The 24,005-nt window shown below is 57.3% G+C and carries 21 protein-coding genes; 1 reads left to right on the top strand and 20 read right to left on the bottom strand.

Annotation, left to right across the window (positions count from 1 at the left end; genetic code table 11):
• Positions 1–44: 44 nt before the first annotated feature.
• Complete coding sequence (locus HZB34_05185) at positions 45–863, bottom strand: protein-glutamate O-methyltransferase CheR (protein ID MBI5315345.1); 819 nt, start codon at positions 861–863, stop codon at positions 45–47.
• Between the two features lie 461 nt (positions 864–1,324).
• Between HZB34_05185 and HZB34_05180 the strand changes: the two genes are divergently transcribed.
• Positions 1,325–3,874, top strand: a complete 2,550-nt coding sequence (locus HZB34_05180; GenBank protein ID MBI5315344.1) for a response regulator — start codon at positions 1,325–1,327, stop codon at positions 3,872–3,874.
• A 190-nt stretch (positions 3,875–4,064) separates the two neighbouring features.
• Here HZB34_05180 and HZB34_05175 read toward each other — a convergent pair whose 3' ends face one another.
• The 19 genes from HZB34_05175 to HZB34_05085 form a co-directional block, all read right to left on the bottom strand.
• Positions 4,065–5,276 carry a response regulator gene (locus HZB34_05175; protein ID MBI5315343.1) on the bottom strand — a complete coding sequence of 404 codons (1,212 nt, stop codon included), beginning with the start codon at positions 5,274–5,276 and terminating at the stop codon, positions 4,065–4,067.
• Positions 5,277–5,279: 3 nt separating this feature from the next.
• Positions 5,280–6,485 (bottom strand): HDOD domain-containing protein, encoded by a 1,206-nt coding sequence (locus tag HZB34_05170; protein ID MBI5315342.1) that lies wholly within the window; start codon positions 6,483–6,485, stop codon positions 5,280–5,282.
• Between the two features lie 16 nt (positions 6,486–6,501).
• The gene (locus HZB34_05165) at positions 6,502–7,623 is read right to left on the bottom strand and encodes a response regulator (GenBank protein MBI5315341.1); all 1,122 of its coding nucleotides are present in this window, start codon (positions 7,621–7,623) and stop codon (positions 6,502–6,504) included.
• Positions 7,620–10,193 carry a PAS domain S-box protein gene (locus HZB34_05160; protein MBI5315340.1) on the bottom strand — a complete coding sequence of 858 codons (2,574 nt, stop codon included), beginning with the start codon at positions 10,191–10,193 and terminating at the stop codon, positions 7,620–7,622. Before HZB34_05160 ends, HZB34_05165 begins: the two co-directional genes overlap by 4 nt.
• Positions 10,194–10,415: 222 nt before the next feature.
• Complete coding sequence (locus HZB34_05155; GenBank protein MBI5315339.1) at positions 10,416–10,787, bottom strand: response regulator; 372 nt, start codon at positions 10,785–10,787, stop codon at positions 10,416–10,418.
• Between the two features lie 166 nt (positions 10,788–10,953).
• Positions 10,954–11,964 carry a methyl-accepting chemotaxis sensory transducer gene (locus HZB34_05150; protein ID MBI5315338.1) on the bottom strand — a complete coding sequence of 337 codons (1,011 nt, stop codon included), beginning with the start codon at positions 11,962–11,964 and terminating at the stop codon, positions 10,954–10,956.
• A gap of 102 nt (positions 11,965–12,066) precedes the next feature.
• Positions 12,067–14,502, bottom strand: coding sequence for a HAMP domain-containing protein (locus tag HZB34_05145; GenBank protein ID MBI5315337.1), 2,436 nt, complete (start codon positions 14,500–14,502; stop codon positions 12,067–12,069).
• A 114-nt stretch (positions 14,503–14,616) separates the two neighbouring features.
• Positions 14,617–15,126: a purine-binding chemotaxis protein CheW gene (locus tag HZB34_05140; GenBank protein MBI5315336.1), complete on the bottom strand. Its 510-nt coding sequence runs from the start codon at positions 15,124–15,126 to the stop codon at positions 14,617–14,619.
• Positions 15,127–15,227: 101 nt separating this feature from the next.
• Complete coding sequence (locus HZB34_05135; protein MBI5315335.1) at positions 15,228–17,471, bottom strand: chemotaxis protein CheA; 2,244 nt, start codon at positions 17,469–17,471, stop codon at positions 15,228–15,230.
• A gap of 92 nt (positions 17,472–17,563) precedes the next feature.
• Complete coding sequence (locus HZB34_05130; protein ID MBI5315334.1) at positions 17,564–17,935, bottom strand: response regulator; 372 nt, start codon at positions 17,933–17,935, stop codon at positions 17,564–17,566.
• 121 nt (positions 17,936–18,056) lie between these two features.
• Positions 18,057–18,635: a hypothetical protein gene (locus tag HZB34_05125; protein ID MBI5315333.1), complete on the bottom strand. Its 579-nt coding sequence runs from the start codon at positions 18,633–18,635 to the stop codon at positions 18,057–18,059.
• 91 nt (positions 18,636–18,726) lie between these two features.
• The gene (locus HZB34_05120; protein MBI5315332.1) at positions 18,727–18,990 is read right to left on the bottom strand and encodes an STAS domain-containing protein; all 264 of its coding nucleotides are present in this window, start codon (positions 18,988–18,990) and stop codon (positions 18,727–18,729) included.
• 143 nt (positions 18,991–19,133) lie between these two features.
• The gene (locus HZB34_05115) at positions 19,134–19,982 is read right to left on the bottom strand and encodes an OmpA family protein (GenBank protein ID MBI5315331.1); all 849 of its coding nucleotides are present in this window, start codon (positions 19,980–19,982) and stop codon (positions 19,134–19,136) included.
• 99 nt (positions 19,983–20,081) lie between these two features.
• Positions 20,082–20,852 carry a flagellar motor protein gene (locus tag HZB34_05110; GenBank protein MBI5315330.1) on the bottom strand — a complete coding sequence of 257 codons (771 nt, stop codon included), beginning with the start codon at positions 20,850–20,852 and terminating at the stop codon, positions 20,082–20,084.
• A 118-nt stretch (positions 20,853–20,970) separates the two neighbouring features.
• On the bottom strand, positions 20,971–21,573 hold the full coding sequence (locus tag HZB34_05105; GenBank protein ID MBI5315329.1) for a protein phosphatase CheZ: 603 nt from the start codon (positions 21,571–21,573) through the stop codon (positions 20,971–20,973).
• Between the two features lie 109 nt (positions 21,574–21,682).
• Complete coding sequence (locus HZB34_05100) at positions 21,683–22,045, bottom strand: chemotaxis response regulator CheY (protein MBI5315328.1); 363 nt, start codon at positions 22,043–22,045, stop codon at positions 21,683–21,685.
• Positions 22,046–22,232: 187 nt separating this feature from the next.
• The gene (locus HZB34_05095; GenBank protein ID MBI5315327.1) at positions 22,233–22,409 is read right to left on the bottom strand and encodes a helix-turn-helix domain-containing protein; all 177 of its coding nucleotides are present in this window, start codon (positions 22,407–22,409) and stop codon (positions 22,233–22,235) included.
• Positions 22,410–22,749: 340 nt separating this feature from the next.
• Positions 22,750–23,349: a PilZ domain-containing protein gene (locus HZB34_05090; GenBank protein ID MBI5315326.1), complete on the bottom strand. Its 600-nt coding sequence runs from the start codon at positions 23,347–23,349 to the stop codon at positions 22,750–22,752.
• A gap of 192 nt (positions 23,350–23,541) precedes the next feature.
• Positions 23,542–23,907: a hypothetical protein gene (locus tag HZB34_05085; protein ID MBI5315325.1), complete on the bottom strand. Its 366-nt coding sequence runs from the start codon at positions 23,905–23,907 to the stop codon at positions 23,542–23,544.
• Positions 23,908–24,005: the final 98 nt, after the last annotated feature.

Genomic DNA, 24,005 nt, shown 5'->3' with positions numbered 1-24,005 from the left:
TTCCGCCTTACCCCGTTATCCCCTCACGCCTGACGCCTCCCGCCTCACGCTGCCTTCCGGTAGATCGTCGGCGCGACCGGCGTAAGGGGCTGATCGAGCCGCTGCAAACTCTCTGAATGTCCGATGAAGAGAAACCCGCCCGGTTTCAGATAGCGGTAGAATTTCGTGGCCAACTGCGCCTGCGTCGGACGATCGAAGTAGATCATCACGTTTCGGCAGAAGATGAGATCCAAGGGCGCGCTGATCGGGTAACTCTCGTCCATCAAGTTGATCCGGCGAAAGCGGACCATCTGGGTAAGATGAGGCTTGACCTTGACCATACCGGCCTGATCACCGACCCCCTTCAAAAAGTGCCGCTCGACAATCCTCTTCGAAAGCGCGCGCACACAATCTTCTTCGTAGACGCCGGAGGCAGCCCTGGCCAGCACGCGCGTGGAAATGTCCGACGCCAGAATTTTGAAATCCCAGCGGTCGGGATCAGACACCGCGTCGTACAGCGTCATGGCGATCGTATAGGGCTCCTCGCCGGAGGAAGATGCCGCAGACCACGCGCGGATGCTCCGAATGGCGCCCAGTTCCGGAAGAATCTGTTCCCGCAAAAAATCAAAGTGCTTGGGCTCGCGGAAGAAATCGGTTTTGTTCGTCGACACGAGATCCAGAAGCATCGTAAATTCATCGCCATCTTTCTGGCCTGCGATCAGATCGTAGTAGGCTTGAAACGAGTCCAATTGCAGCGTGCGCAGCCGTTTGGACAGCCGGGACACCAGCAGGACCTGTTTGTTGTCATTCAGGCTGATCCCGGATTCCCGATAGATGAGCGCCCGGAACTGCTCGAACTCTTTGGGCGTAATCGTATACTCCATGAGCAGCTACCCTCCATCAGTGGGCTCCGCAAGGGGTCAGGAACCGTTTGTCGGTACGACCCCTAGGGCGCTCCGCGCAAACGGTTCCTGACCCCTGACCAACTCGCTTTGGTCCGACCGACCAGATAGACCAGACAGACCGAATGGACCTGAGAGACCACACAACCGGACAGACGCTTCGTGGTGGAATGTCCTCACTCACGCCCCACCAGTCGTTGCTCTATCGGTCGATTACTGTCGATTCTTAACTATGGGTCAGGTCCAACGCGAAACGCGCAGAAGGGGACCACACCCCTGCACAGAACCCCCGCAACCCCTATCCCCTCCTAGGCCGGTCAACTGGCGCATCACTTGATCAAGGTCTGATAGCTCTCAGCCGATAACACATTGAACGAACAGGGAGAGTCCTGTCTCAAAGGGATCGGTCTCCTTAGATGACGCATTGGAGGTCCACTCTAACGATGTCCCGGCTCAGCGCAGGGTTCCGTCGATTGCGAAACCGATGGCGGCATAACCTGGAATTCCGCCTCCTATTCGGCCTCTCCGGTCTCGTATTCATCCTCGCAATGGCAGTGTCCGGTTTTCTCGTAATCCGGCAGGGCATCCTTATCCAGCAGAACGCTGAGGGTCGAGCGACGGCCTTCGCGCGGACGTTCGCGGTCATGGGTGCGGCAGTCGTCATTGACAATCTCTTCCGCGTTCAGGAGGCCATGGCCCAGTACCTCAACGATCCGGATATCCTGGACATCGATGTCGTCGATCCCGACGGCATGATCGTAGCCGCCAAACACACGGATCGGATCGGCAGGCTGTTGAAGGGAGAGAACGGAGAGGTCCGGCCGGCCGGCACAACCGAGCACCTGACCTATGGACATGACCGAAGCGGGGCTCCCTTTATCCTTGTTACGGAACCGCTCTTCAACCGCAACCAAGTGATGGCCTGGGTGTTGGTCAAATATTCATTGATACAGGCGGAGCGGGCGCAGCAACAGATGGCCGGATGGCTGTTGGGCGTGAGCGGATGCATGATCGTCCTGTTCATCGGAACCATCCGCTTGATGATGAAGCGCCTGTCCCGAATCTTTGACGGAGCCAGGACGACATTCCAGCAGACGCTCGCCACCCTGGGTGGAGACTCTGTCACGTCGCTCCAGCGCATCCAATCTGCGATTCCTGAGGAAGGAAGAATCGAACGATTCTCAAGCATCGTCGTGTGGGCTGATGACGCCATTCGCACCCAAGCGGAACACCTGCGCTCTCTCAATGCCTCGCTCGAGCAGCGGGTTTATGAGCGGACAGCCGAATTGGAGCATTCACGCCACCAAGCGCTGGAGGCGGTCAAAGCCAAGTCGGCTTTCTTGGCGACCATGAGCCATGAACTCCGGACCCCCATGAACGGAGTGATCGGCATGACCGGGCTCCTGCTCGACACCGACCTGACACCTGAGCAGCGCGACTACGCCGAGACCGTCCGCAGCAGCGGCGATCATCTGCTCATGATCATCAATGACATCCTGGATTTCTCCAAGATCGAAGCAGGCAAAATGCAGCTGGAGGTCATCGATTTCGATCTCCGCACAGCGGTGGACGAAACGATGGATCTGATGGCCGAACGAGCCTTCAGTAAAGGGCTCAACCTGGCCTGTCTGTTCCATGCGGATGTGCCCACCTCGCTCCGGGGGGATCCAGGGCGCCTTCGCCAGATTCTCCTCAACCTGATCGGCAATGCCATCAAGTTTACGGAACAGGGCGAGGTTGTGATCACCGTCACGCTGGCGCAACGCACGGATGACCGGGCTACCATCAGGGTCGCGGTGCAAGATACCGGCATCGGGCTGTCGACAGGAGCCCACACATACCTTTTTCAATCGTTCAGTCAGGCCGACAGCTCGACCACGCGAAAATTCGGAGGCACGGGATTGGGGCTGGCCATCTGCAAGCAACTCACGGAACTGATGGGGGGGCAGATCGGGGCGGAGAGTCAGCCGGGCCAAGGCAGTACCTTCTGGTTCACAATCCCTCTCGCAACCCAGCCGCCCAGGGTATCGCCGGGAATCGACCACCGTGCCCAAGACCTGCGCGGGCGGCAACTCTGTATCGTGGATGACCATCCCACGAACCGCCTCGTCCTGGAGCGCTATGCGGGAAAATGGGGACTCCGTTGCCTGAGCGTGGAGGATGGCCCGCAGGCTCTGGCACGGTTGCGCGCCGTCGCGGTGGCCGACGACGCCTGCCACTTCGCGATCATCGACATGCAGATGCCGGGAATGGACGGTCTCGCGCTCGCCAGGACGATTAAATCGGACCCGGCGCTCGCATCCATCAAGCTGGTTTTGCTGACCTCGCAGGGCGAGCGCGGGGATGCCATGCTGGCGCAGGCCGCCGGCTACGCCGCCTACCTCACCAAGCCGGTGCATGAAGCGCAACTGTACGACTGCCTCACGACCCTTGCAAAGCCGTCGCCACAGGACACGCCAGGGACGGAGCAGTCCGAGGGCCATTCGTCCACCGCCGAGCTGATCACGCGCCATAGTCTGGCGGAGGCGAAGGCCCGCGGCGCCGCTCGGATCCTCGTGGCCGAAGATAATGTCATCAACCAGAAAGTCGCTTCGCGCATGCTGGAAAAGCTAGGCTACCGCGTGGATCTGGTGGCCAACGGCAGGGAGGCCCTCGACGCGCTATCACGAACCGGCTATGCCGCGGTCCTCATGGATTGCCAGATGCCGGAGATGGATGGATATGCCGCGACAACAGAAATCAGACGGCGCGAAGCGGGAAACGTGACGGGTGAGGCATATTCTTCCGCCATTGACCACTTGCCACTTACCACTTACCGAGTTCCTATTATCGCCATGACAGCCAACGCAAGACCAGAGGATCGTGAACAATGTCTGACCGCTGGGATGGACGATTTTCTGAGCAAACCGGTGCAAGCCAAGGTTCTCGCTGAGATGCTCACCCGCTGGACTCAGCCAGCGGCGATCGCGACGCCCGCGAAGCGCGAATCGTGAAGCGTATCTCAATAGCTGTACGAGACTCGTAAGATAGCGGAAAAAGCAACCTTCGCATTGGTTCAAGAAGCAACGCTCGCGAGACGGTCCGTGGGTCCGTATGGCGTCGGGCTCAGGTGATCCGCGCGTCGGTCAGGGGATCTCGCTCGAAGATCAGATGTCACAAATTGACACCGACCTTTCCGGTTCATCAGGATGCTTTCAACATCTGTACAGGCTGACTCACAACTTGGGAAGGTATCCCAGCCGGTGAGTCTTCCAGTTTAATCGGGAGCAAGACCGTGAACGGCTCTCGGACTCCGCCGGACTTTCTAAAGCTCTGGAGTCTCAGAATCATAGATTGGGTTACTTGCTGGCCCTTTGAGGCGAGGAGCACGTACTGACTAGATTGAATGTCCTCAGCCAGAATCATGCCTTCTAGAAGTTCGGCCACCACAGTCGTCTTCACCTCAAACTTGATCTCCTTTGCAAATGCGGATTTCAGAGCGTCGATCACCGTCGGATCGTACCATCCTTTGCGCTGCTGCATGACGCCGAACGCCTCGGCCTTCGACTTGCCTGAGGATTCGAGCGCATCGAAGTCCAAGGCCACTTTCAGAATGCCGGCCTCCATCGGAATGGTTTTGCCTTGTTGAGTGCCTCCTGACATACCGACCCCATCGTAGTAGCTATCCTGAAACTTAATGATCTCGGCCACCCGCTTCATCCGCGGAATCTTGGCGATCAAGTCGTAGGCTATAAACGGATGCTGATTAAAGAGCTGGGTCTCCTCGGCCGTGAGTGCCGCCCCTTGATATACCTTCTTGAGAACCGACTCCGGCAGAATGACGCAGCCGATCTGAGACAACATGGCGGCGGTCTTGATGGACCATAGTTCAGACACGTGAAGATTCTCCGCGATCGACTCCACGTACCGGGTGATGCGAGCCGATCGCCCGAACGCTTCAGGATTGACCAACGCTAAGACCTCACTGAGCACTCCGATGCTGCCGCTGAGCGTTTGTTCCAAGAGTTCACGCTCCGCGTTAATCAGACGGTGCTGCGCCAGAGCGGCCTTGAGCGCACCGCCGAGCAACTCCGACGTGCAGGGCTTGGTGAGAAACCGGAATATCTGTCCTTGATTGATCGCGTCGATCGCCGCCTGGAGTTCGGCGTTGCCCGTCAACAGCATGCGCACGGTGTCGGGCTCGTGGACCCGTACCTGCGCAAGAAACTCGACCCCGTTCATTCCCGGCATTTGGAGATCGGACACCACGACGGCGAAGGGACCCTGCTCCGCGACCATCCGAAGACCCTGCTCAGGTCCGACGGCAGTAACCAGCTCGAACTCTTTCCGAAGTTGCCGCTTGTAGCCCTCTAAAATGTTCGGATCGTCATCCACACAGAGAATTTTGCCAGCCATGTGCTAGCTCCTTTCCCGCTGAACCGCGCCGGCCACCTCTCGCCAATGCGGGAGCCGGTCGGTCATATGAAGTGTGTTGAGATAGGTGGAATCGATCTGAGATGGAACATCCCCTGCCGGCTGCCTGGACAGCTCCTCCTGTAACACGCTGGCGAAATGCACCGCTGTGAGAGGGCTGAAACTGTTCCCGACGCAATCCGAAGGGCGATGATGGAAGGCCACCGCCTCCACAATAGGATCGCCCAACCCCCAAAGCCCCAGCAGATAGGCCCCGACGTCTGCATGGCTGGCCCCGAACTCCAGACGTTCCACCTCCCATATCGGGAGACTCTTGTCATGCGATGCCTTGAGTGTGGCTTCGTATCGTTCCAGGGCATTGGCCGCGAACACCAACCTTCCCACGTCATGGAGCAATCCTGCCGTGTACGCCTGCTCGATCATCAGCGCCGGAACTTGTTCGGCCTTCGCAATTGCGCGGGCGAGCGAACCAGTCTCCATACTCGCCTCCCACAGACGATCTATGTTGAAGCTTGAACCATGAATTGCGGCAAATTGCGAAAAAACTTGCACGGTCAACACCAGCGCCTGAACCGTATCCAACCCCAAGAGATTTACAGCCTGCTCCGCCGTCGACACTGTGCCGCGCAACCCAAAATAGGCGGAATTCACCAGCTGGAGTATTTTCGCAGTCATGCCCATATCCTTGGAAATGATCTCACCGATGATCCTGATCGAAGCGGTGTTGGATTCCGCCTCCTTCCTGATTTCGGCATAGAGGGTCGGCTGACTGGGGATCTGGTGCATACCCGTCACCAGCCGCCGCAGCGAGTCGTTCCCGAGGAGATCGCGCAGGGCACAGGCCCGCATCACCGTGGCTTTCAACAGCTCGCTCTCGCAAGGTTTGGCCAGATATTGATGGGTCGCGGCGATGGACTGATAGATCAATTCTTTATCCGACTGGCCGGACAGCACGATTCTGACGACTTGCGGGTAGCGCTGTTGGACCTCGTTCAGGAGCTGGGCGCCGTCCATCCCCGGCATACGCATGTCCGAGACCACGACGTCGAAAGGCACCTGCTCCAGAGCCATCAACGCCTCCGCTCCGCTGGTCACGAACGTCATATTCCACTCGTGCCGCATGGGACGGAGCGACCGCTTGAGCCCGTCAAGCAGTTTCGATTCGTCATCTACAAACAGGAGTTGCTTCATCGTGCTCCATCAGTCCCTAGGCTGCGAGCGCCTCATCGGTGAACCGCCTGCGGATCTCTCGAAAGGCGTCGAGCGATCGTTCGAACACCCTGTACACGTCCGGATCGAAGTGCGACCCGACCTTCTCCTTCATGATGCCGAGGACGGTACATTCAAGGAACGCCGGCTTGTAGGGCCTCGCCGAATGCAGCGCGTCATATACGTCGGCGACCGCGACGATGCGCGATTCCAACGGGATCCCTTCTCCGGACAATCGGCGCGGATAGCCCGTCCCATCCCACCACTCGTGATGCGTCAGGGCGATCAAGGACGCCATGGCCAAGAAGGGGTTCTCCCTGTCGCGATTCCTGTCCGGCAATCCGACCACCGAAGCCACCGGCACTCGGGATGTTCGCCACACGTCCTGCCGGAGGATGTCGGCCCCGATGACACAGTGCCGCCGCATGATCTCCCATTCATCCGGCGTCAGCGCGCGAGGCTGCAACAGGATGCCGTCAGGAATGCCGATCTTGCCGATGTCATGCAACGGACTGGTGAAACAAATCATGTCCGCAAAGTCGCGCCCCATGCCCAACGCCTCGGCCATCACCCGGCAATAGGATCCTACGCGCACGACATGGTTACCCGTCTGCTCGTCTCGAAACTCGGCGACCCGGCCAAGCCGCCAGATCAGGTCGAGCCGAGATGCATTCAACGCCTCGGTGCGCTCCATAACTTTGCATTCCAGGATCTCACTCTGCCCTCGGATCTCGTCCTCATAGGCCTTGAGCCGGAGGGCGCTGCGGATGCGCGCGGTCAGGTCGTCGGGGTCGATCGGCTTGCTGAGGAGATCCGTCGCCCCTTCGTCCAAGGCTCGCCGCTTCAGATCCCGCTGATCGGCGCCCGTCATCATGATCACCGGCACATGGTTGGACGTGGAAGAGGCCGTGACGGCCCGGAGGAGATCGAACCCGCTCCTCCCGGGAAGCATGACATCCGAGACAATCGTGTCCACAGTCCTCGTGTCCACACACTCCACTGCTTGCTCCACACTGGTCACGAAGGTCATCTCCCACCGACCTCGCTGGCTGTGCAATATCCGTCGGAGCCCATCCAGGAAACTGGGATCGTCGTCGACGAAGAGCACATGCTGCTTCATGGCGCACCTTCTTTGACCGAGTTGGCCGGCGACGCGGTAAGCGGCAGGCGGATCAGGAACGTCGTCCCCTTCCCGACCTGGCTTTCGACCGTGATCGTCCCCTGATGCTTGTCCACCACGACCGATCGCGCGATGGCGAGTCCCTGACCCGTTCCTTTCCCGATGTCCTTGGTCGTGAAGAACGGATCGAAGATTTTGTGGCGAATGGACTCTGGAATCCCCATGCCGGTATCGGCGATGCGAACCTCAACAAAGTCGCCCACGCGACTGGTGCCGATCGTGATCGTACCCTTCCCGCCGGTCCCTTTGACGGCATCGGCAATCGCGTGTGTCGCATTGACGATGATGTTCAGCACGACCTGATTGAATTCCCCCACGACACAGGGCACCGGCGGCAGCGAAGAATCCAAGTTGGTTTTGAGATCGGCCACGTACTTCCATTCATTCCGTGCGACGATCACCGTGCTTTCGATGGCTTTGTTGAGATCGACCACGGCTTTCTCGCGGCTCCCCGGATGCGCAAATTCCTTCATCGCCCGTACGATCGTCGCCACCCGCTCGATCCCCTCGGCAGATTGCGCAACGGCTTTGGGGATTTCCTGGCTCAGGTAGTCGAGATCAACCTGCTCCGCTTCCGTTTCACAGGTTTCGATGAGCCCCAGCGGCCAGTTCCCTGATTTCGCCGCCGCCAGGACCTCACGATACCGTGTGAGCGTGGCGTGAATATCGACAAAGGAATCTGACAGGAACCGGACGTTGTCGCCGATGAATTGGATGGGGGTGTTGATTTCATGCGCGATCCCGGCTGCAAGCTGCCCGATGGACTCGAGCTTTTGCGCCTGTGCCAGTCCCTCTTCGAGGATCAAACGGTCTGTCACATCCTCACCCATGATGACGCACCCGACGCCTCGGTCTTCGCAGATCGGTGAGATAGTCAATTTGATGAATTTCTCCTTCGCTCCGGGAGCAGTCAATCGAACCTTTTCCAACCGAACTGTCGTCAGCGTGTCACCGATTGTCCTCAGCCCGGCTTGTATTTCAACCCAATTCCACGCAATCGGCAGATCCTGCAATGACCGACCGATCGTTTCCCTCAGGGGGATTCCAAAGACTTGTTCCGCTCGGTTTGTCCATTCGCTGATGACCCCCTGATCAGTGACTCCGATAAAGAAGGCTTCCACGGTCGCAAGGATCTGAGCCTTTTCACGCGCGGCAAGTTCGGCTTGCTCCTTCACCTGTTGCAGATGCCGTTCCGCCCGTTTGCGCACTGAGATATCGCGTAAGATCACCGTAAACGTGGTAACGCCATTCACGTGAACTTTGACAAGGCTCGCTTCGGCCGGGAACTCCTCGCCGCTTTTCCGTCGGCCCCACACCTCCCGCTGATGCCCCATTGGTTTTGCGGACTCGTGGGAATGGGCCAATTCACTGATCTGTCGGCCATGCGCGTGGACAAATCGACTCGGCAAGAGGATGCCGACCGGCTGACCCAGGGCTTCGCCGGGCGCATACCCGAAAGTTTTCGCCGCCCCCTGGTTGAATAGGGTGATACGCTGCGCTTCATCAATTGAGATAATGGCCTCTTCAGCGATATCGAGGATGCCGGCGAACCGGGCTTCTGAGCTGTGCAAGGCCTGCTCCGCCTTCTTGTGGGCACAAAACTCCGAGAGCCTCCCCGCCAAATCATCGAACATCTCAAGGAGTTTCCGGTCCGGTTCGCGCAGTGCTGCGGAAAAGAATTCCATGACTCCTAGAATCCGATCGTTGGACGTGATGGGAACCGCGAAGGCCCCATGCAATCCCGCACCGGCGGCAATGGAGGCGCGAGGAAAATTGCCGTCGCAGGTCACGTCGCGAATCCACTCTGCCTTTTGGCTCTTCCACACACGGCCGGGAAGCCCAGTTCCTATTGTGAAGTTGAACTGCCTGCTGCTCTCGATAAACTGCGCTTCGTTGACATACCCCTCACTCCAGGTCTCGATACAGCGTAATGCTTGCGCCTCCTCGTCTACCATCCACATAAGACCCATGTTCCAATCTAAGGTCCGGCAGACTATTCCCATCATGGCTGGCACAGCTTCTTCCAGTGTGTTCGCCTCCAAGAGCAGCTTCGTGACGGCATGTTCTGCGGCTTGACGACGCTCTTGCTGTTTGCGCGCTGTGACATCATGAATAAGGGCGAGGAAGGTCCGTTCCTTGTCCTGCCCGACCAATTGTAAATGAACCTCCACCGGATAGAGACTGCCGTTCTTGCGCAGGTGAACGGTCTCAAAAATGAGTTGTCGTTGTTCACCGGTCAGGAGCGGGTTGACCAAGTCCCGGAAGGAGGCTTCCGTCATCTCCGGCTTAATGTCGATGGGGGTCAGGGCTTGCATGGTTTCGATGGTATAGCCGAGATTCTCGAGCGCGCCACGATTGACGTAGGTGAAGCGCAACGTGTCGGTGCGGAACATGTAAATTTCGTTCAGGCTGGCATCGAGGATCGTCAGCAACCTCGCCTGTTCCGACTCGGCCCGCTCCCGGTCTGTCTGGCCCATCTGGTCCATCTGGCGATATGAAACGTCAGACACCGAGAGGTAGACCCCAGAAAATCACAGGAAATCGGCAAACTGCGCGCTGCTTGATCGTCCAGTACCACCTACTCCGGCACTGCGTGGCGATTGAATATCGATTTTGAGATAGGTTCTAGTCTGGTTCAGCCAAATAGACGAGACAGACTAGATCAACCAGTCCATTCTCGCGCTTCATGTTTCACGATTCACAGGCATCTAGGATCCTCCTCGACCATTGGCTTAGTGTGGTAACAGCTCCTCGCGCAGGGCCTCTAGCAGTTGCTCCCGCGTAAAGGGCTTGCTCAGCGTTCGTCGAACGCCCAGTTTTGTTGCCACGGGCAGAACATCGACCGTGCCTTTGAACCCCCCACCGGACATAGCAATCACTCGGATTCCTGGATGAGTGCGGCGGAGTTCCATGATGGTTTCTAGGCCGTCCTTATCCGGCATGAACATGTCGAGCAGAATCAGGTCAACCGGCTGACGCTCAAGCTGTTTCAGCCCTCGCCCACCCTCACTCGCTTCGATGATGATATACCCTTCCCTGTGCAGGGTACGGCGCAGAGAGTCGCGGAGACTATCATCGTCGTCAATAATGAGAATAGATGGCATCGCCTCTCCGTTCACCTGTGGCTGGATCGTCTGCGCCGACTCCCCCTCTGCAGATGTTGTGGCTCTTGCTTGCTCGAAGCATGAGCTAATGGCTTGCACGTTTCGAGTTTCAAGTTACTCGTTTCTAGTTCGTCAACGCCCGAAACTAGAAACCAGAAACTCGAAACTATTTAATCTGCTGTACGATCACCGCATACCAGCCGAGCCCGTCATATTCCTGGTAGCCATGCGTCTGCGCAAACGCAATCAACTCATGGCCGGCATTGAGATAATGGCCCTTGCGTTGGCCTTGATGTTCCAGCACGAAAGGCGCGAGGATCCCGTTGTTGTCGGATGAGGCAATGACGCGCAGCTTATTATCCAGCAAGAGCACGCGGCTGCGCGTCCATTCATCTTCGCTCAACGCCGGTTCGATCCGGACAATCGTTTTGGCCTGTTCTTCCCAATCGAAGACGACCGCCAGCACGCCGACGATCCTTCCCTCTCTGTTCCCCTCGGCACGCACGGCGGCTGCGTATACGGCCGTCAATTTATCGTCATGGAGCGGATCGCCGACAATCTCGTCGACCACATACTGATCGCCGCTCTTCGTCGCCATAGCCTTCTTGAACCACGGAGCCCCGGACAGATTGGCGCCGGTGACCCTTGGAAATTTCGATGGCTGCGAGCAGGCCCTGACCTTCCCGTCCATCCCCACCAGTACAAGGTCGAGATAGACGGAATAGTACCGGTTGATCAGGCCAAGACGAGCAATCGCATGGTCAATGGAGGGTCGATCTTGCGACTCCAGACAGCGGAAGAGCGCCGCATCCGTTGCCCACCAACGCACATCGGCGGTGCGTTCGTACAGATTGCGCACGATGAGCTGCACCAGAGTCTGCGCCATGTCCGAGAGACGGTCACTCTCCTTTTCAGCGAACCGGCGGTGTAATTCACTGGTGTCGGACCGTATCTCGCCCAGCTCTTTCGAGGTACTGCCTGCTTGCGCGGCAAGGGTTTTGACCTCGGTGGCTACCACGGCAAATCCCCTGCCGGCCTCGCCGGCCCTTGCCGCTTCGATCGTGGCATTGAGCGCAAGAATATTGATCTGACTGGTAATGCGTTCCGTCACGAACATGTGGTCATTGATCCGCGTTTCGATGTTCCCGATGATGTCTTCAATGTGAATGCTGCTCATGTCGGCCCCTTTCCTGCGTAAAGCGTGAAGCGTCGTTCGTGAAGCGTATCTCGTGAAGCGTGAAGCGTCGTCAGGATCCGGAGCGAAATACGTTTCAGGGTTTTAGAATTCCTCGAACTCCACTTCTTTAGCGTGAAGCGCCGATCGTGAAGCGTATTTCGTTCCGGATTCAGACGCGTCACGTTGCACACCTACCCCCAGCGCTTCACGCTTCACGTACGACGCTTCACGTTTCTCGCCTGCCGGTTCCGGCTCTCCATACACAGTATGAATCGCCTCGGCCGTCGCCCTTCTGACCGACGCCACGGCCGGCATTCCGGCCTTCTCCTCCTCGTTCACCTTGATCTTGAACGATGCCACCATACCCATGAGTTCCTTCGCCTGCCCGGTCAGACACTGGCTGGCCGAGGTGGTTTCCTCCACCAAGGCTGCGTTCTGCTGGGTCGTCTGGTCCATCTGAATGACAGCCATATTCACCTGATCGATTCCGCTGGCCTGCTCCTGGGAAGCCGCTGAAATCTCGGCAATAATATCGCTGACATGTTTCACCGAGGCCACGATCTCCTCCAACGTTTTGCCGGATCGGTTCACCAGTTCGCTGCCCTCCTCCACCCGCGCCATGGACTCGTGGATCAAGCCCTTGATCTCTTTGGCCGCCAGCGCCGACCGCTGCGCCAGATTCCGCACTTCAGTCGCCACGACGGCAAAACCACGCCCATGTTCTCCGGCTCGCGCCGCCTCCACCGCCGCATTCAAGGCCAGCAGATTCGTCTGGAATGCAATCTCGTCGATCACCGTGATGATGTCGGAGATCTTCTTGCTACTCTGGTTGATCTCGGCCATCGCGGTGACGGCCTTGGTCGTCACCGCACCGCCCTTGTTGGCCACGTCGCGGGCCGCCATTGCCAGCTGATTTGCCTGCTTCGCGTTATCCGCGCTCTGCTTCACCGTGGAAGTAATTTCCTCCATCGCCGACGATGTCTCCTCCAGCGAGGCAGCTTGCTCGCTGGTCCGCTGCGAGAGATCCTCGTTGCCCTTGATGATTTCTTCCGCCCCCGTCGCCACGCTCTCCGCCGATTCCCTCACGGCTGTGAGCGTCATCCGGAGCTTGGTAACCGTGCCGTTGAGGCTGGTCTTGATCTGCTCAAGATTACCCTCACAGGGATTCTTCATCTGGTCTGTCAGATCCCCCTGGGCCAGGTTCCCCAGCACCCGCTGCGCCTCCACCATGAACTGCTCCATCTTCATCGATTGCTCTGCTTCCTTCGCCACCTTTTCCTGGATCTGCATGCCCATGTGGTTGAAGGCCTGAGCCAGAACGCCAATTTCATCCTTTGACGCGACCGAGACACGCGTGTCCAGGGCGCCGCCGGCCAGCTTCGCCACAGCCTCACTTACCCGGCCGATTCCTCGCACTCCGATCCGCCCGATGATGACGCCGGCTATCAGCGTGATCACCAGACAGACGGCGCTTGCAATCAACACGTTTCGATTGATCGCTCGGGCGTCGCCGATCGCGTCTGCGTGATCGACCACCAGGAGGACCGACCAATTCATGCCTGGATAGCCTAACGCCCCCTTGAGGTGCGTGTAGCCGATCATCTGAGGCACCCCGGTGCGGGGATGAGGATCGGTTGCAAAGCCAGACTTTCCCGCAATAGCCTCTATTGCGGCAGTGATACCGCGGGTCGCCAGGTTGTCGGTCATCAGAGCCGCAAAGTCGTGACGGATCTGGTCTGTCCCGGTATAGGCAGGATCATAATTCATGAGAATCTTTCCGTCCTTGTCCAGGAGGACCGCGGCTGACTCGGAAAAACCGGCGCTCTTCATAATGTGTTGCGCCGATCGCATGATATCCTCCACAACCGCGAACTTTGCCAGGTTGCTCCAGTAGGCCACGACTTTTCCGTCCCGATAGACCGGGGCCGCAAATCCCAGCGTGAGCCCATCATCTCCTGGATAGGCAGCCTTCACGTCCGGATCGACGTGGAGATCTTCGATATAGGTGCCGGTCGCGGCCATGTTTTCCGGCGCAGAGAACGGCATCTTGGTCGTAAACTGCTGGGCCTTCAGCGCGCGAAACCAGGCCGCCTCCCGATAATTCTTCCCGTAGAGGCCTTGCGATTGAATCCGTTTCCCATCGGCATCCTTGGAATTCACTGCGATCACGCGACCCTCCAGATCGACCAGAATGGTCAAATAGTAGAGATCGTAGGTATCCACATACTGGTCCATGACCTGCACGATGGGATTGTCCTCGATGCCGGTGCTATACCAGTGGGCCTTCTGATCGAGCACGCTGTTGAAGCCAAAGGCCTGCACGTCGCCATAGCGTTCGAACAGGTTGCGATCGATCTTGTCTGCGACTCCCTCCGCCTGGGCTTGAAATCGCGTACCGACCGATCCCTCGATCGTGCGGCTGGCGTTGTAGGCAATCAACCCGATCACCAGCACCGGGAAGAACCCGAACAGGATGAAGAGCGCCGTCAGTTTCGCGGTAATCCCCCAGTGAATCGAGATGTTCTTGGACTGAGTCATGATCTTTGTCCTTTCGATTTACGTTCCGGCTTGTTCAAGGGGTCAGGAACCGTTTGCGCGCAGCGCCCTCCGGGTCTTTCGACAAACGGTTCCTGACCCCTTATGCCTCCGAAACTAGAAACCAGCCGCCACCGGCAAATCCTCGCCCGCCAGCAACTGATCGATATTTAACAGTGCCACCAGGCTATCGCCGCATTGGGCAATGCCTTGCAGGAAACTGACATCGACTTTGGTGCCGAACTGCGGTGGAGCCTGGATGTCTTTCTTGCCGATGTTGAGAACATCCGATACGGAATCCACCACAAAGCCCATGATGCGCTCCTGCACGACCACCACCACAATGACGGTATGTGCCGTATAGTCGATGGTCTCCATCCCCACCTTGGTCCGCAATTCGACGATCGGGACAATCGTTCCACGCAGGTTCATGACCCCTTTGATATAGCTCGGCTGGTTGGGAATCTTTGTCACCGCTGTGTAGCCTTTAATTTCCTGCACTCGGAGAATATCCACACCATAGACTTCGTCGCCGAGCCGGAAGGTTAAGAACTGGCTTCCCTCCGTGGTGTCCCCACTCTGCTGAGTGCGTTCCTTGATGGCGGCTTCAAGTTCTGCTGCGGCCATAGAGCCCTCCCTCTGGTCTGTCTGGTCTGTCTGGTCTGTCTGGTCTGTCTGGTCTGTCTGGCCCCCTCACCCCTTACCCCTCACCTTTCACCCCTTACGCTTCACACCGCCACCGGAGCCGCGCGACGCGCAATTTCCACAACGCCACGGACATCCAGAATGAACCCGACAGTGCCGTCGCTGAGGATCGTGGCGCCCGCCACGCCGTCGATCTTCCGGAAGTTGTCCTCCATGCTCTTGATCACCACCTGTTGTTGGCCGAGAATCTCGTCCACCATGACCGCCACCTGCTCACCCTCCGTCTCCAGAATTAACAAAATCGCTTTGGTCGGTTCGGTGTACTCCGGTTGCAAGGAAAACACCTCATATAATCGTACGATCGATAAATAGGCGCCGCGCACATTGATCAATTCACCCTTGCCGACGACGGTCTTGATCGCATCGGTTTTCGGCTGGATGGATTCCACGATCGATAGCAAGGGCACGATGTACGTTTCTGTGCCGACCCGAACGGTCATGCCTTCAATGATGGCCAGGGTCAGCGGCAGCCTCAGGGTAAACGTGGAGCCTTTGCCCAACGCCGTTTTGATGGTGACGGTGCCGCCCAGACCTTCGATGTTACGCTTCACGACATCCATGCCGACGCCGCGACCCGAGACGTCCGTGACCTTCTCTGCCGTGGAAAATCCCGGTTTGAAGATCAAGGGCCAGATTTGGTCGTCTGGCACCTTTTCATTTTCTGCAATCAAGCCCTGTTTGACGGCCTTGGCGAGAATTCTCTCTCGATTCAAGCCTCGCCCGTCGTCTTCGACCGTGATGCAGATATTGCCGCCTTCGTGGAACGCATTGAGCCGGATGGTGCCCAGTTCCGGCTTGTTATTGTCGAGGCGCTCCTCCGGCGGCTCCAGCCCGTGGTCGGCCGAATTCCTGACGAGATGGGTCAAGGGATCACCGATAGCCTCGATGACGGTCTTGTCCAATTCGGTCTCTTCCCCGGAGAGGACGAGTTGAATCTTTTTCCCCGCTTTCGCCGAGAGGTCGCGCACCAGTCGCGGAAACCGGCTGAAGGCGGTCCCAATCGGCAGCATGCGGATGCCCATGACCCGCTCCTGGATTTCTCGCGTGTTGCGTTCCAGCTGCGCCATTCGCTCCAGCAACACCGGCATCTGACGCATCTCAAATCGAGATCCCAAATCGCTCAACATCGACTGGGTGATGACCAGTTCGCCCACGAGGTTGATGAGTTTGTCGATCTTGTCGGTATCCACACGGATCGAGGCGGTGTCGGTTTTCTTTAACTGGGCGACAGAGTCCTGCTGCTTCTGTTTCTGCAGCGCCTGCTCGATCTGTTGCGGGGTCACGGCATGCTGCTCGATCAGGATCTCACCAACCCGTTTCTGCTGCGCCAAGGCGTGATCCAGCGTCTCACGAGACACGACCCCGGTTTCGACAAGGATTTCTCCAAGCGGTTTTGGAGCACCCCCGCTCCCGTCAGGCGTGAGGCGTAAGGCGTGAGGGGTATCAGAAGCCTCACGGGAATCCGGCACCTCTTCACCCCTTACCCCTAACCCCTTACCCCTTACGTCTTCACTGATGACGAGTACGCTCTCCTCACGGACAAACTCAAACACGGCTTCGATGACTTGACGGCCTTTGGCCGTCTCTAACTTCATGGTCCAGGAGAGGTAGCAGGTCTCCGGATCCATGGCGACCAGATCAGGCAGCTTGCTGACATCCACCTGTACCTCGGATAGGGTGCCGAGGCTCTCCAGCTCTTTGATGGTTTGGAGCGGATCGAGCCCCCGCTGGAAGAGCCACGCCGGCGGGGTCCAGGCGATGTTATAAGAGCGTGAGGGGTGAGGGGTAAGGGGTAAGGGGGCAGAAAGAGATGCTGCAGTTGAAGGAAAGGAGGAACCGGTTGCCGCTTTCGGTGTCACTTGAGCAGGCGGCTGGCCTCCCAAGGCACTTGCCGCGGCCAGCTCAGCCGTGAGCCGCTGGGCCGTTTCCTCGTCCGCCGGTGAGCCGGTCTTGGCCGCGTCAATCATGGTCTTCAAACAGTCGGTCGCCTTGAGCAGAAGGTCGGCGATTTGCGGAGTAACCCTGCTTTGTCCATTCCGAAGCCGATCGAGCAACGTCTCCATCTTATGGGTAAACTGCGCCACGGCGTTGAAGCCGAACATGCCGCTCGTTCCCTTGATGGAGTGCGCCGAGCGAAAGATTTTTCCCAGCAGGTCCAAGTCGTCGGGATGCTGTTCAAGCGCCAGCAACCCTTCCTCGACAGTGGCAAGATGCTCCGCCGCTTCCTCAAAAAACGCTTCTTGAAATTGCGCGAAATCGTCGCTCATACAACCTCGTTAGGCGTGAGGCGTAAAACGTAAGGCGTGAAAACGACTTCCGATACCCCTTACCCCTAACGCCTTACCCCCCACGTTATTATTTACGTCGGCAACACCTTGGCAACGATCTTCATTAATAATTCCGGATTGAACGGCTTCACGATCCAGCCGGTCGCGCCGGCCTCTTTCCCGGCTTGCTTCTTGACCTCTGTTGATTCCGTCGTCAGCATCAGGATGGGGGTGAATTTGAAGGCCTCCATTTTCCGCAGTTCCTTGATGAGGGTAAGGCCGTCCATCTCCGGCATGTTCAGATCCGTGACGACGATGTCCATCTTCGGTCCGCCCGTGACCTTGTTGACGGCGTCCCTCCCATGTTCGGCCTCCACGACTGTGAAGCCAGCATTGGTCAGGGTAAAGGCCACCATCTGTCGCATGGTCGGCGAATCGTCCACGACCAGTGCTGTCTTACTCATAGCTTCCTCCAACTCTAAGAAGCGTCGTTCGTTTCCGAATTCGGATACTTCACGTCTCTTCTCCATCTCGTCTGGCGCTTCACGCTTCACGAGATACGCTTCTCGTTCCCTCGCCCCCCGCTCAAAACAGCGTGACTGAGCCCGATACTTTTTCTGACTGCTCCCTTTCGTCCGGCGCCGGTTCTTGACAATCTGGTGCCAGGGCGGCCGCATGAAGTCGACGCTCAGCCTCCATCGTGTAGGTCTGCTCAAGCTGCTGCAGGACCGCGATTTCTTTTTTGGCTCCCTCGTCCTGCGGCCCCTTCAAGAGGTCTTGGAGATGGGTGCGCCAGTAGTCCAAGGCCTGGGCCACGTGTTCCAACTGCTGCCTGGTGATGTCCTGGAATTGCATCGCGACAACGAATTCCGAGAGATGCGACGATGTTTCGATGAACCTTGGGCCAGGCGCCGGAGTTGTCAACGCCCTGAGGTGTGCCATCATATCCTTCGCTGCTCGTTCGGTCTGTTGGGTAACGGCTTCCATTTGCTTGATCAGGATTGGAATCGTCTGTACGGCGGAGGCGGCAAATGTTTCCCAGGCCTGCTGCTGCTCTTTAAGCCTCCCGAGTTCGGTCACCTCACTGCCGGCTGTCGTGGGGCGCGGCAGAACGTGAAGCGTATCTCGTGAAGCGTCGTTCGTTTTCGGATTCGGACGATTCACGCTTCATGCCTTTCCCGCCTATCTTGCGCTTCACGCTTCACGAACGACGCTTCACGCCCCTTCTGCGTCTCGGCTGGCGCATCACGTTCTGCTACTCGCTGAGCGGTCCGGAGAATCCGAGCCGAGTCACCTTTGACTGCAGCTCATCCGAAATCCCTGTGACCAGGAGGCGGCCAAGTTTCCTGGCAGCCCACATGAGCTGAATCGCCGCTGTATCCACACGGGAGACCTGAGAAAGATCCAAGCACACTAGCCCCTCGCTTGTGAGCAGCGTGACTAGTGACTCCTTAAACTCCGCCGCTTCGAAGATCGTCAGCTCGCCGGTTGGTTTACAGAGCTTCTGGTCGGTGTCCATAGTCCCTCTAGCAGGATGCTGAAGAAGCTTGTCAGTCTGTCCGGTCTATTCGGTCTGTCTGGTCTATCTTGTTTGCTGGTTGAACCAGACAGACGAGACAGACCAGATAGACCAGATCAACGGGATGCGAAACTATGGTTTCGTTATCGGGATATTCCTGACGATTCTTGAGTGCCGGAGGGTATGGTCGTCTCCTTGGGCGGAGAGCCGGCTCCGCTGGGGACGGCAAAGAGCTCTAAGGCAGTACGGGGTGCTTCCGTCTCGATTGGCTGTGGGATCGGCCGGCGTTCCTGCACGACGATCTCGACCCGGCGGTTCTTTGCCCGATTCTCCGGGGTCAGGTTGTCCGCGAGAGGGCGAGAATCGGCATGGCCCACCGCCGTGAGATGGTCGGCCGGCACGCCATACTGTTCGAAGAACGCGCGAACGACGGTCACGGCTCGGGTGGCAGACAGCTCCCAGTTCGATGGAAATTGTGCTGTCGCGATCGGCACATTGTCGGTATGGCCTTCCACACGCACATGACGATCCAGCTCGATCAGCACGTCACTGAGCGCCTGTATGAACGGGTAGGCCTCGGGCCGCAAGGTTGATTCCCCGCTGCGAAACAATACTGTCTCCGGCAGCGTCAACACGATATCTCCGTTCGTGAGTTCCTTCAGCGTCATGACTTCTATCTGCGTTTCCTCCTTAAGGGTCCGTATAATCTGGCGAAGCCGCCGCAGCGCCGGTTCTTTTATGCTCTCGATGGCCGGATCTATCTTCGCAGCTTTATTCTGCCCGATCGTAAAGGGGATCGATGTATTCGGAGGGCTGACGATGGGGTTGAGCGCGGCTTTAATCGACTCGCTCACTGTTCGGAACTTGCCCTCGTTCACGGACGAAATGGAATACATCACCACAAAAAAGGCGAAGAGGAGCGTGATGAAATCCGCATAGGACACGAGCCAACGCTCGTGATTTTCATGTTCCTCGTGTTTCTTCTTGGCCATAATTGGTCAGTGGGGAGTGGCAAGTGGTAAGTGGCGGCGAGGGCATAGACTCTGAGGCCACCATTCTCCACTAACCACTTACTACTTACAACTCACTACTTACTTCTTCTCCTCTTTCGTGCGTTCCGATTCCGGTAAATACCCTTCGAGTTTCTCTTGCAAGAGGCGAGGATTTTCGCCTTGTGCCAAACCCACAAGCCCTATGATGATCATCATGCGCAAGGCCGCCTCTTCTTTCAGCTTGAATTTGATTTTGCTCGCGATGGGAAGGAAAAACAGATTGGCTGCCCCTACACCATACACAGTCGCCACGAACGCGACGGCGATGCCGCCTCCGAGTTTAGAGGGATCGGCCAGATTCTCCATGACATGAATCAGACCGAGAACCGCGCCGATGATCCCGATGGTCGGCGCATACCCGCCTGCCGCCTCCCAGACCTTCGCCCCGCTGATCCCCGCTTCCTCTTGCGATTCAACGTCGATCTCCAAGATCTCATGAACCGCCTTCGGGTCCGTTCCGTCCACGATGAGTTGCACACCCTTCCTAAAAAACGGGTCATGGATGTCTTTGAGCTTGCCCTCGAGCGCAAGCAATCCTTGTTTGCGGGAAACGTTGGCCAGATCGATGATCGTCGTGATGGTTCCCTTGTTGTCGTGTTTCGGATTCGTGATGGCGAGCTTCAACATGGAGACCCCCTTCAGCACGACCGAAAGGGGATTTTGAACGCAGATGGCCCCGAGGGTCCCGCCTATCACGATGATGAAGGCGGTGAGCTGCATGATCGAGCCAGGGTGGCCGCCCTCAAGGATCTGCCCACCGAGGATCGCCCCGAGCGCGAGCACAATGCCGACGATCGTTGCAATATCCAATTTGTGAAGCCTCGTTGGTTTAGTTTGTTTGGTGTATTTGGTTTGTTTGGTTCAATAAATGAGCGAAGCCCTTCGCACGAAATACACCAAAGACACCAAACAAACCAAATGAACCAGATTATTTGAATCCGAACTCCGACAGCAGTTCGTCCGCGAGTTCCTGCTTCATCGATGTTGACTTGGACGCTTCAAGCTGCTTCAGCATTTCATGGGCCTTCCCCTGGGTATCCGCATCGGTGCATTCTTGTTTCAAGCCGAATACAACCACGAGTTCCACGAGCTTACGGTGAACATCCTCGATGATGGTGACGAGCTTCTTCACTCGTTGAGCGACTAGATCCTGGAATGATAGGGCCGTCATAATGTCCATCAAATGCTTTTCGTCCTGTGCGAGATCCTGCGCGGTCTTCCCCAGACAGGCCGCGAGCGTTCGGCAATCGACTGCTTCCAATGCCGATATCGCCATGGATAGTTCCTTGGCTGCCCGAGCGCGGTTATCCTGAATAATCTCGGTCAAACGCATCACTTCCATCGTGCCATTTTCCGTCATGGTGTTGAGATCGAGCAGATGAGCCGTCGCTTGAGGAAGTTGCGCGTTGTTGGCCACCAGCGGGGCGCCGACCTCCGCCATCTTCTTCATGGCGGTATCGAGATAGCGGGCCAATTCACCGAGCTCGTCGTACAGTTTGACATTGCCATTCAGCACGGGTACCTCCCGCATAAGAAGATCGTTATTTGGTTTGTTTGGTCTATTTGGTTTTTGGTTGAGCGAACTAACCAAACAAACGAAACAAACCAAATAAACCAGACCAACCGCCGCGCATCGTCGGCTATTTGAAGATCTTGCCCATCTTTTCCTGCAATACTTCGGCAGTAAACGGCTTCACAATGTAATTACTCACACCTGCCTGGATCGCTTCGATGAGATTTTCCTTCTGGGCCTCCGCCGTCACCATCAAGACAGGGATGGCTTTTAACTTCTCGTCAGCACGAATAGCCCGCAGCAGCTGGATGCCGGTCATGACAGGCATGTTCCAATCGGAAATGACGAACCCGAACGTATCCGCCTTCAGTTTGTCGAGCGCGTCTTGCCCATTCTCAGCCTCTTCGACATTCGCAAACCCGAGTTGTTTCATAATGTTCTTGACGATCCGTCGCATCGTTGACATGTCGTCTACAACGAGAATTTTCATGTTCGGATCGGCAGGCATAGTCTGAATCCCCTTCTTCTGGAACGTGACGCGCCACAAACGTGAAGCGTATCTCGTGAAGCGTCCGAATCTGGGACGAACAACGCTTCACGAACGACGGTTCACGCATCGAAGGCGCACGTCTACCGTCCTCCCATACAGGCGGCCAGCTCAGGCAGCGATCGGACCGTCAGCCCTGCTGGGAACGACTGTGCATCCATGCGTGGATGTCGTGACGGAGGAAGCGCCAATGCTTCCCAATCTTCGACGCCGGCAATTCGCCGACCCGAGCGAGCTTATACACGGTGGACTTGGGCACCCGGAGGAAACGGGCCACGTCCATGACCGTCAAGATCTCGTCATCCATTGGTGGTGCACCATTCGGTTGGTACATCGTTGCTGCAGACACTGCATTGTTCATCGTGAATGAGATATCGGTGCTGCCGATGGAAAACTTAAGGCGGCGCAAACCCGTGAGCGGGAAGGGTGAGACAAGGGATACAGGCTGAAGGGGTTCAGCCTGAACCCCTTCAGCCTATCTACCTGAGCAGCTACCTTCAGCTTATGAAATACAGATGATCATTAACCGGCAGGAATATGTACCAACGGTGGCTGTCGAAGGCTGTCGAGCAATCGCTTGGAATTCAGGCGAGGGGCAAGTGCGTCACTCTAGACCCTTTACCCCCTTACCCCTCACACCTTAGCCCTTACCCCTGATCTCCCCGGCGGCGGCCGCGCAGTCGTTCCGCCTGGGTCTGAATGATATGACGGATCAGATGTTCCTGATCGTCCGGATTGAGCTGGGTAAATTCTGTTGCGATGTCGTAATTGACACCGTCCTTGGCTTGGACTGACCGAATCACCCGTGCTGTCGTCTGAATCGGCGTAAAGGGCGACAGGACTATTTTCAGCGCCAACATGTCGTCGACGGCAAAGGGGCGAGGCGAGAGAAATCCGATGCCGCCCCCGCTCAACGTCACATCGGCAACTTGCGCGAGCGCAATTCCCTCCGGCTGCATCTTCGCAAGGGTCTTCACAATGACTTCCAGCAGCCAATCCACCTTCATGATCCAGGGAAGAAGCGGAGAATCCGCCAGTTGTTCACCGCTGCGGAGCAAGAGGTCGGAGGTCGGCTTGGCTATGACAGCGGCGATTGCCTCTTGTGCTACCGGCGGAATGTCTGGTGCCGGTCCTTCCACAGGGTCGGAGACCAACCGATACTCCAGCAACACCCTATCGTCGATTCGAATCCATTCCCGACGCTCGTCCGATAACGCTTTGACCGTTTTGGTTGATGGTGAGAGCATGGCTGGCCTACCGGGAAGCGTCAGGCGTCAGGCGTGAACCGTAAGGCGTAAAAGGTGAACCCGCGAGGACACGCAAGACAGGCGCAACTTGCAATCTCTGATTCCGCCAATTGTGTCTCTCATGCCACTCCCGCTCGCGCGTTTTCGTTTCACGCCTCACGCCTGACGCCTCACGCCTCACGTTCCGTCGTTTCACGCTTGTCGGTCCATGAACGTGGAATCAGACGAGCATGCACTTTGCCAGGACCGTATTCCTTGCAATTTCATGCGGACCTTTGCTGACTCGATCAGCTGCGATTGGACAGCGGCGCGAACATTCAGAATCCTGGCTTCGACCATTCGGTCGAATCGAGTGAGGTCTGTGGCAAGCGCCGAAGGGATCGAATGGTTTCGGAGCTGTTCCCCCCGCAGCCGGTAACATTCCTCAACCAGATCCCAGCGTCCGAGTTCCGCCGCCTGACCTGCCTGTGCCGTCAAGTCGCGCAAGTTCTGCTCCCAGTCTTTCGGACTGTTGAATGGTAAATGGTCAATGGTGAATGGTGAATGTTCGGAATTCATTCGACCCTTTCTCAGACCCAGTGACTGCCGAATCCTTCAACTCACCATTAACCCTGAACCATGAACCATCGCCCATTCGCCATTTACCATCTGCCATT

The sequence above is a fragment of the Nitrospirota bacterium genome (genome assembly GCA_016219645.1).
GTDB lineage: Bacteria > Nitrospirota > Nitrospiria > Nitrospirales > Nitrospiraceae > Palsa-1315.
This window is presented reverse-complemented; position numbering and strand designations above follow the sequence as displayed.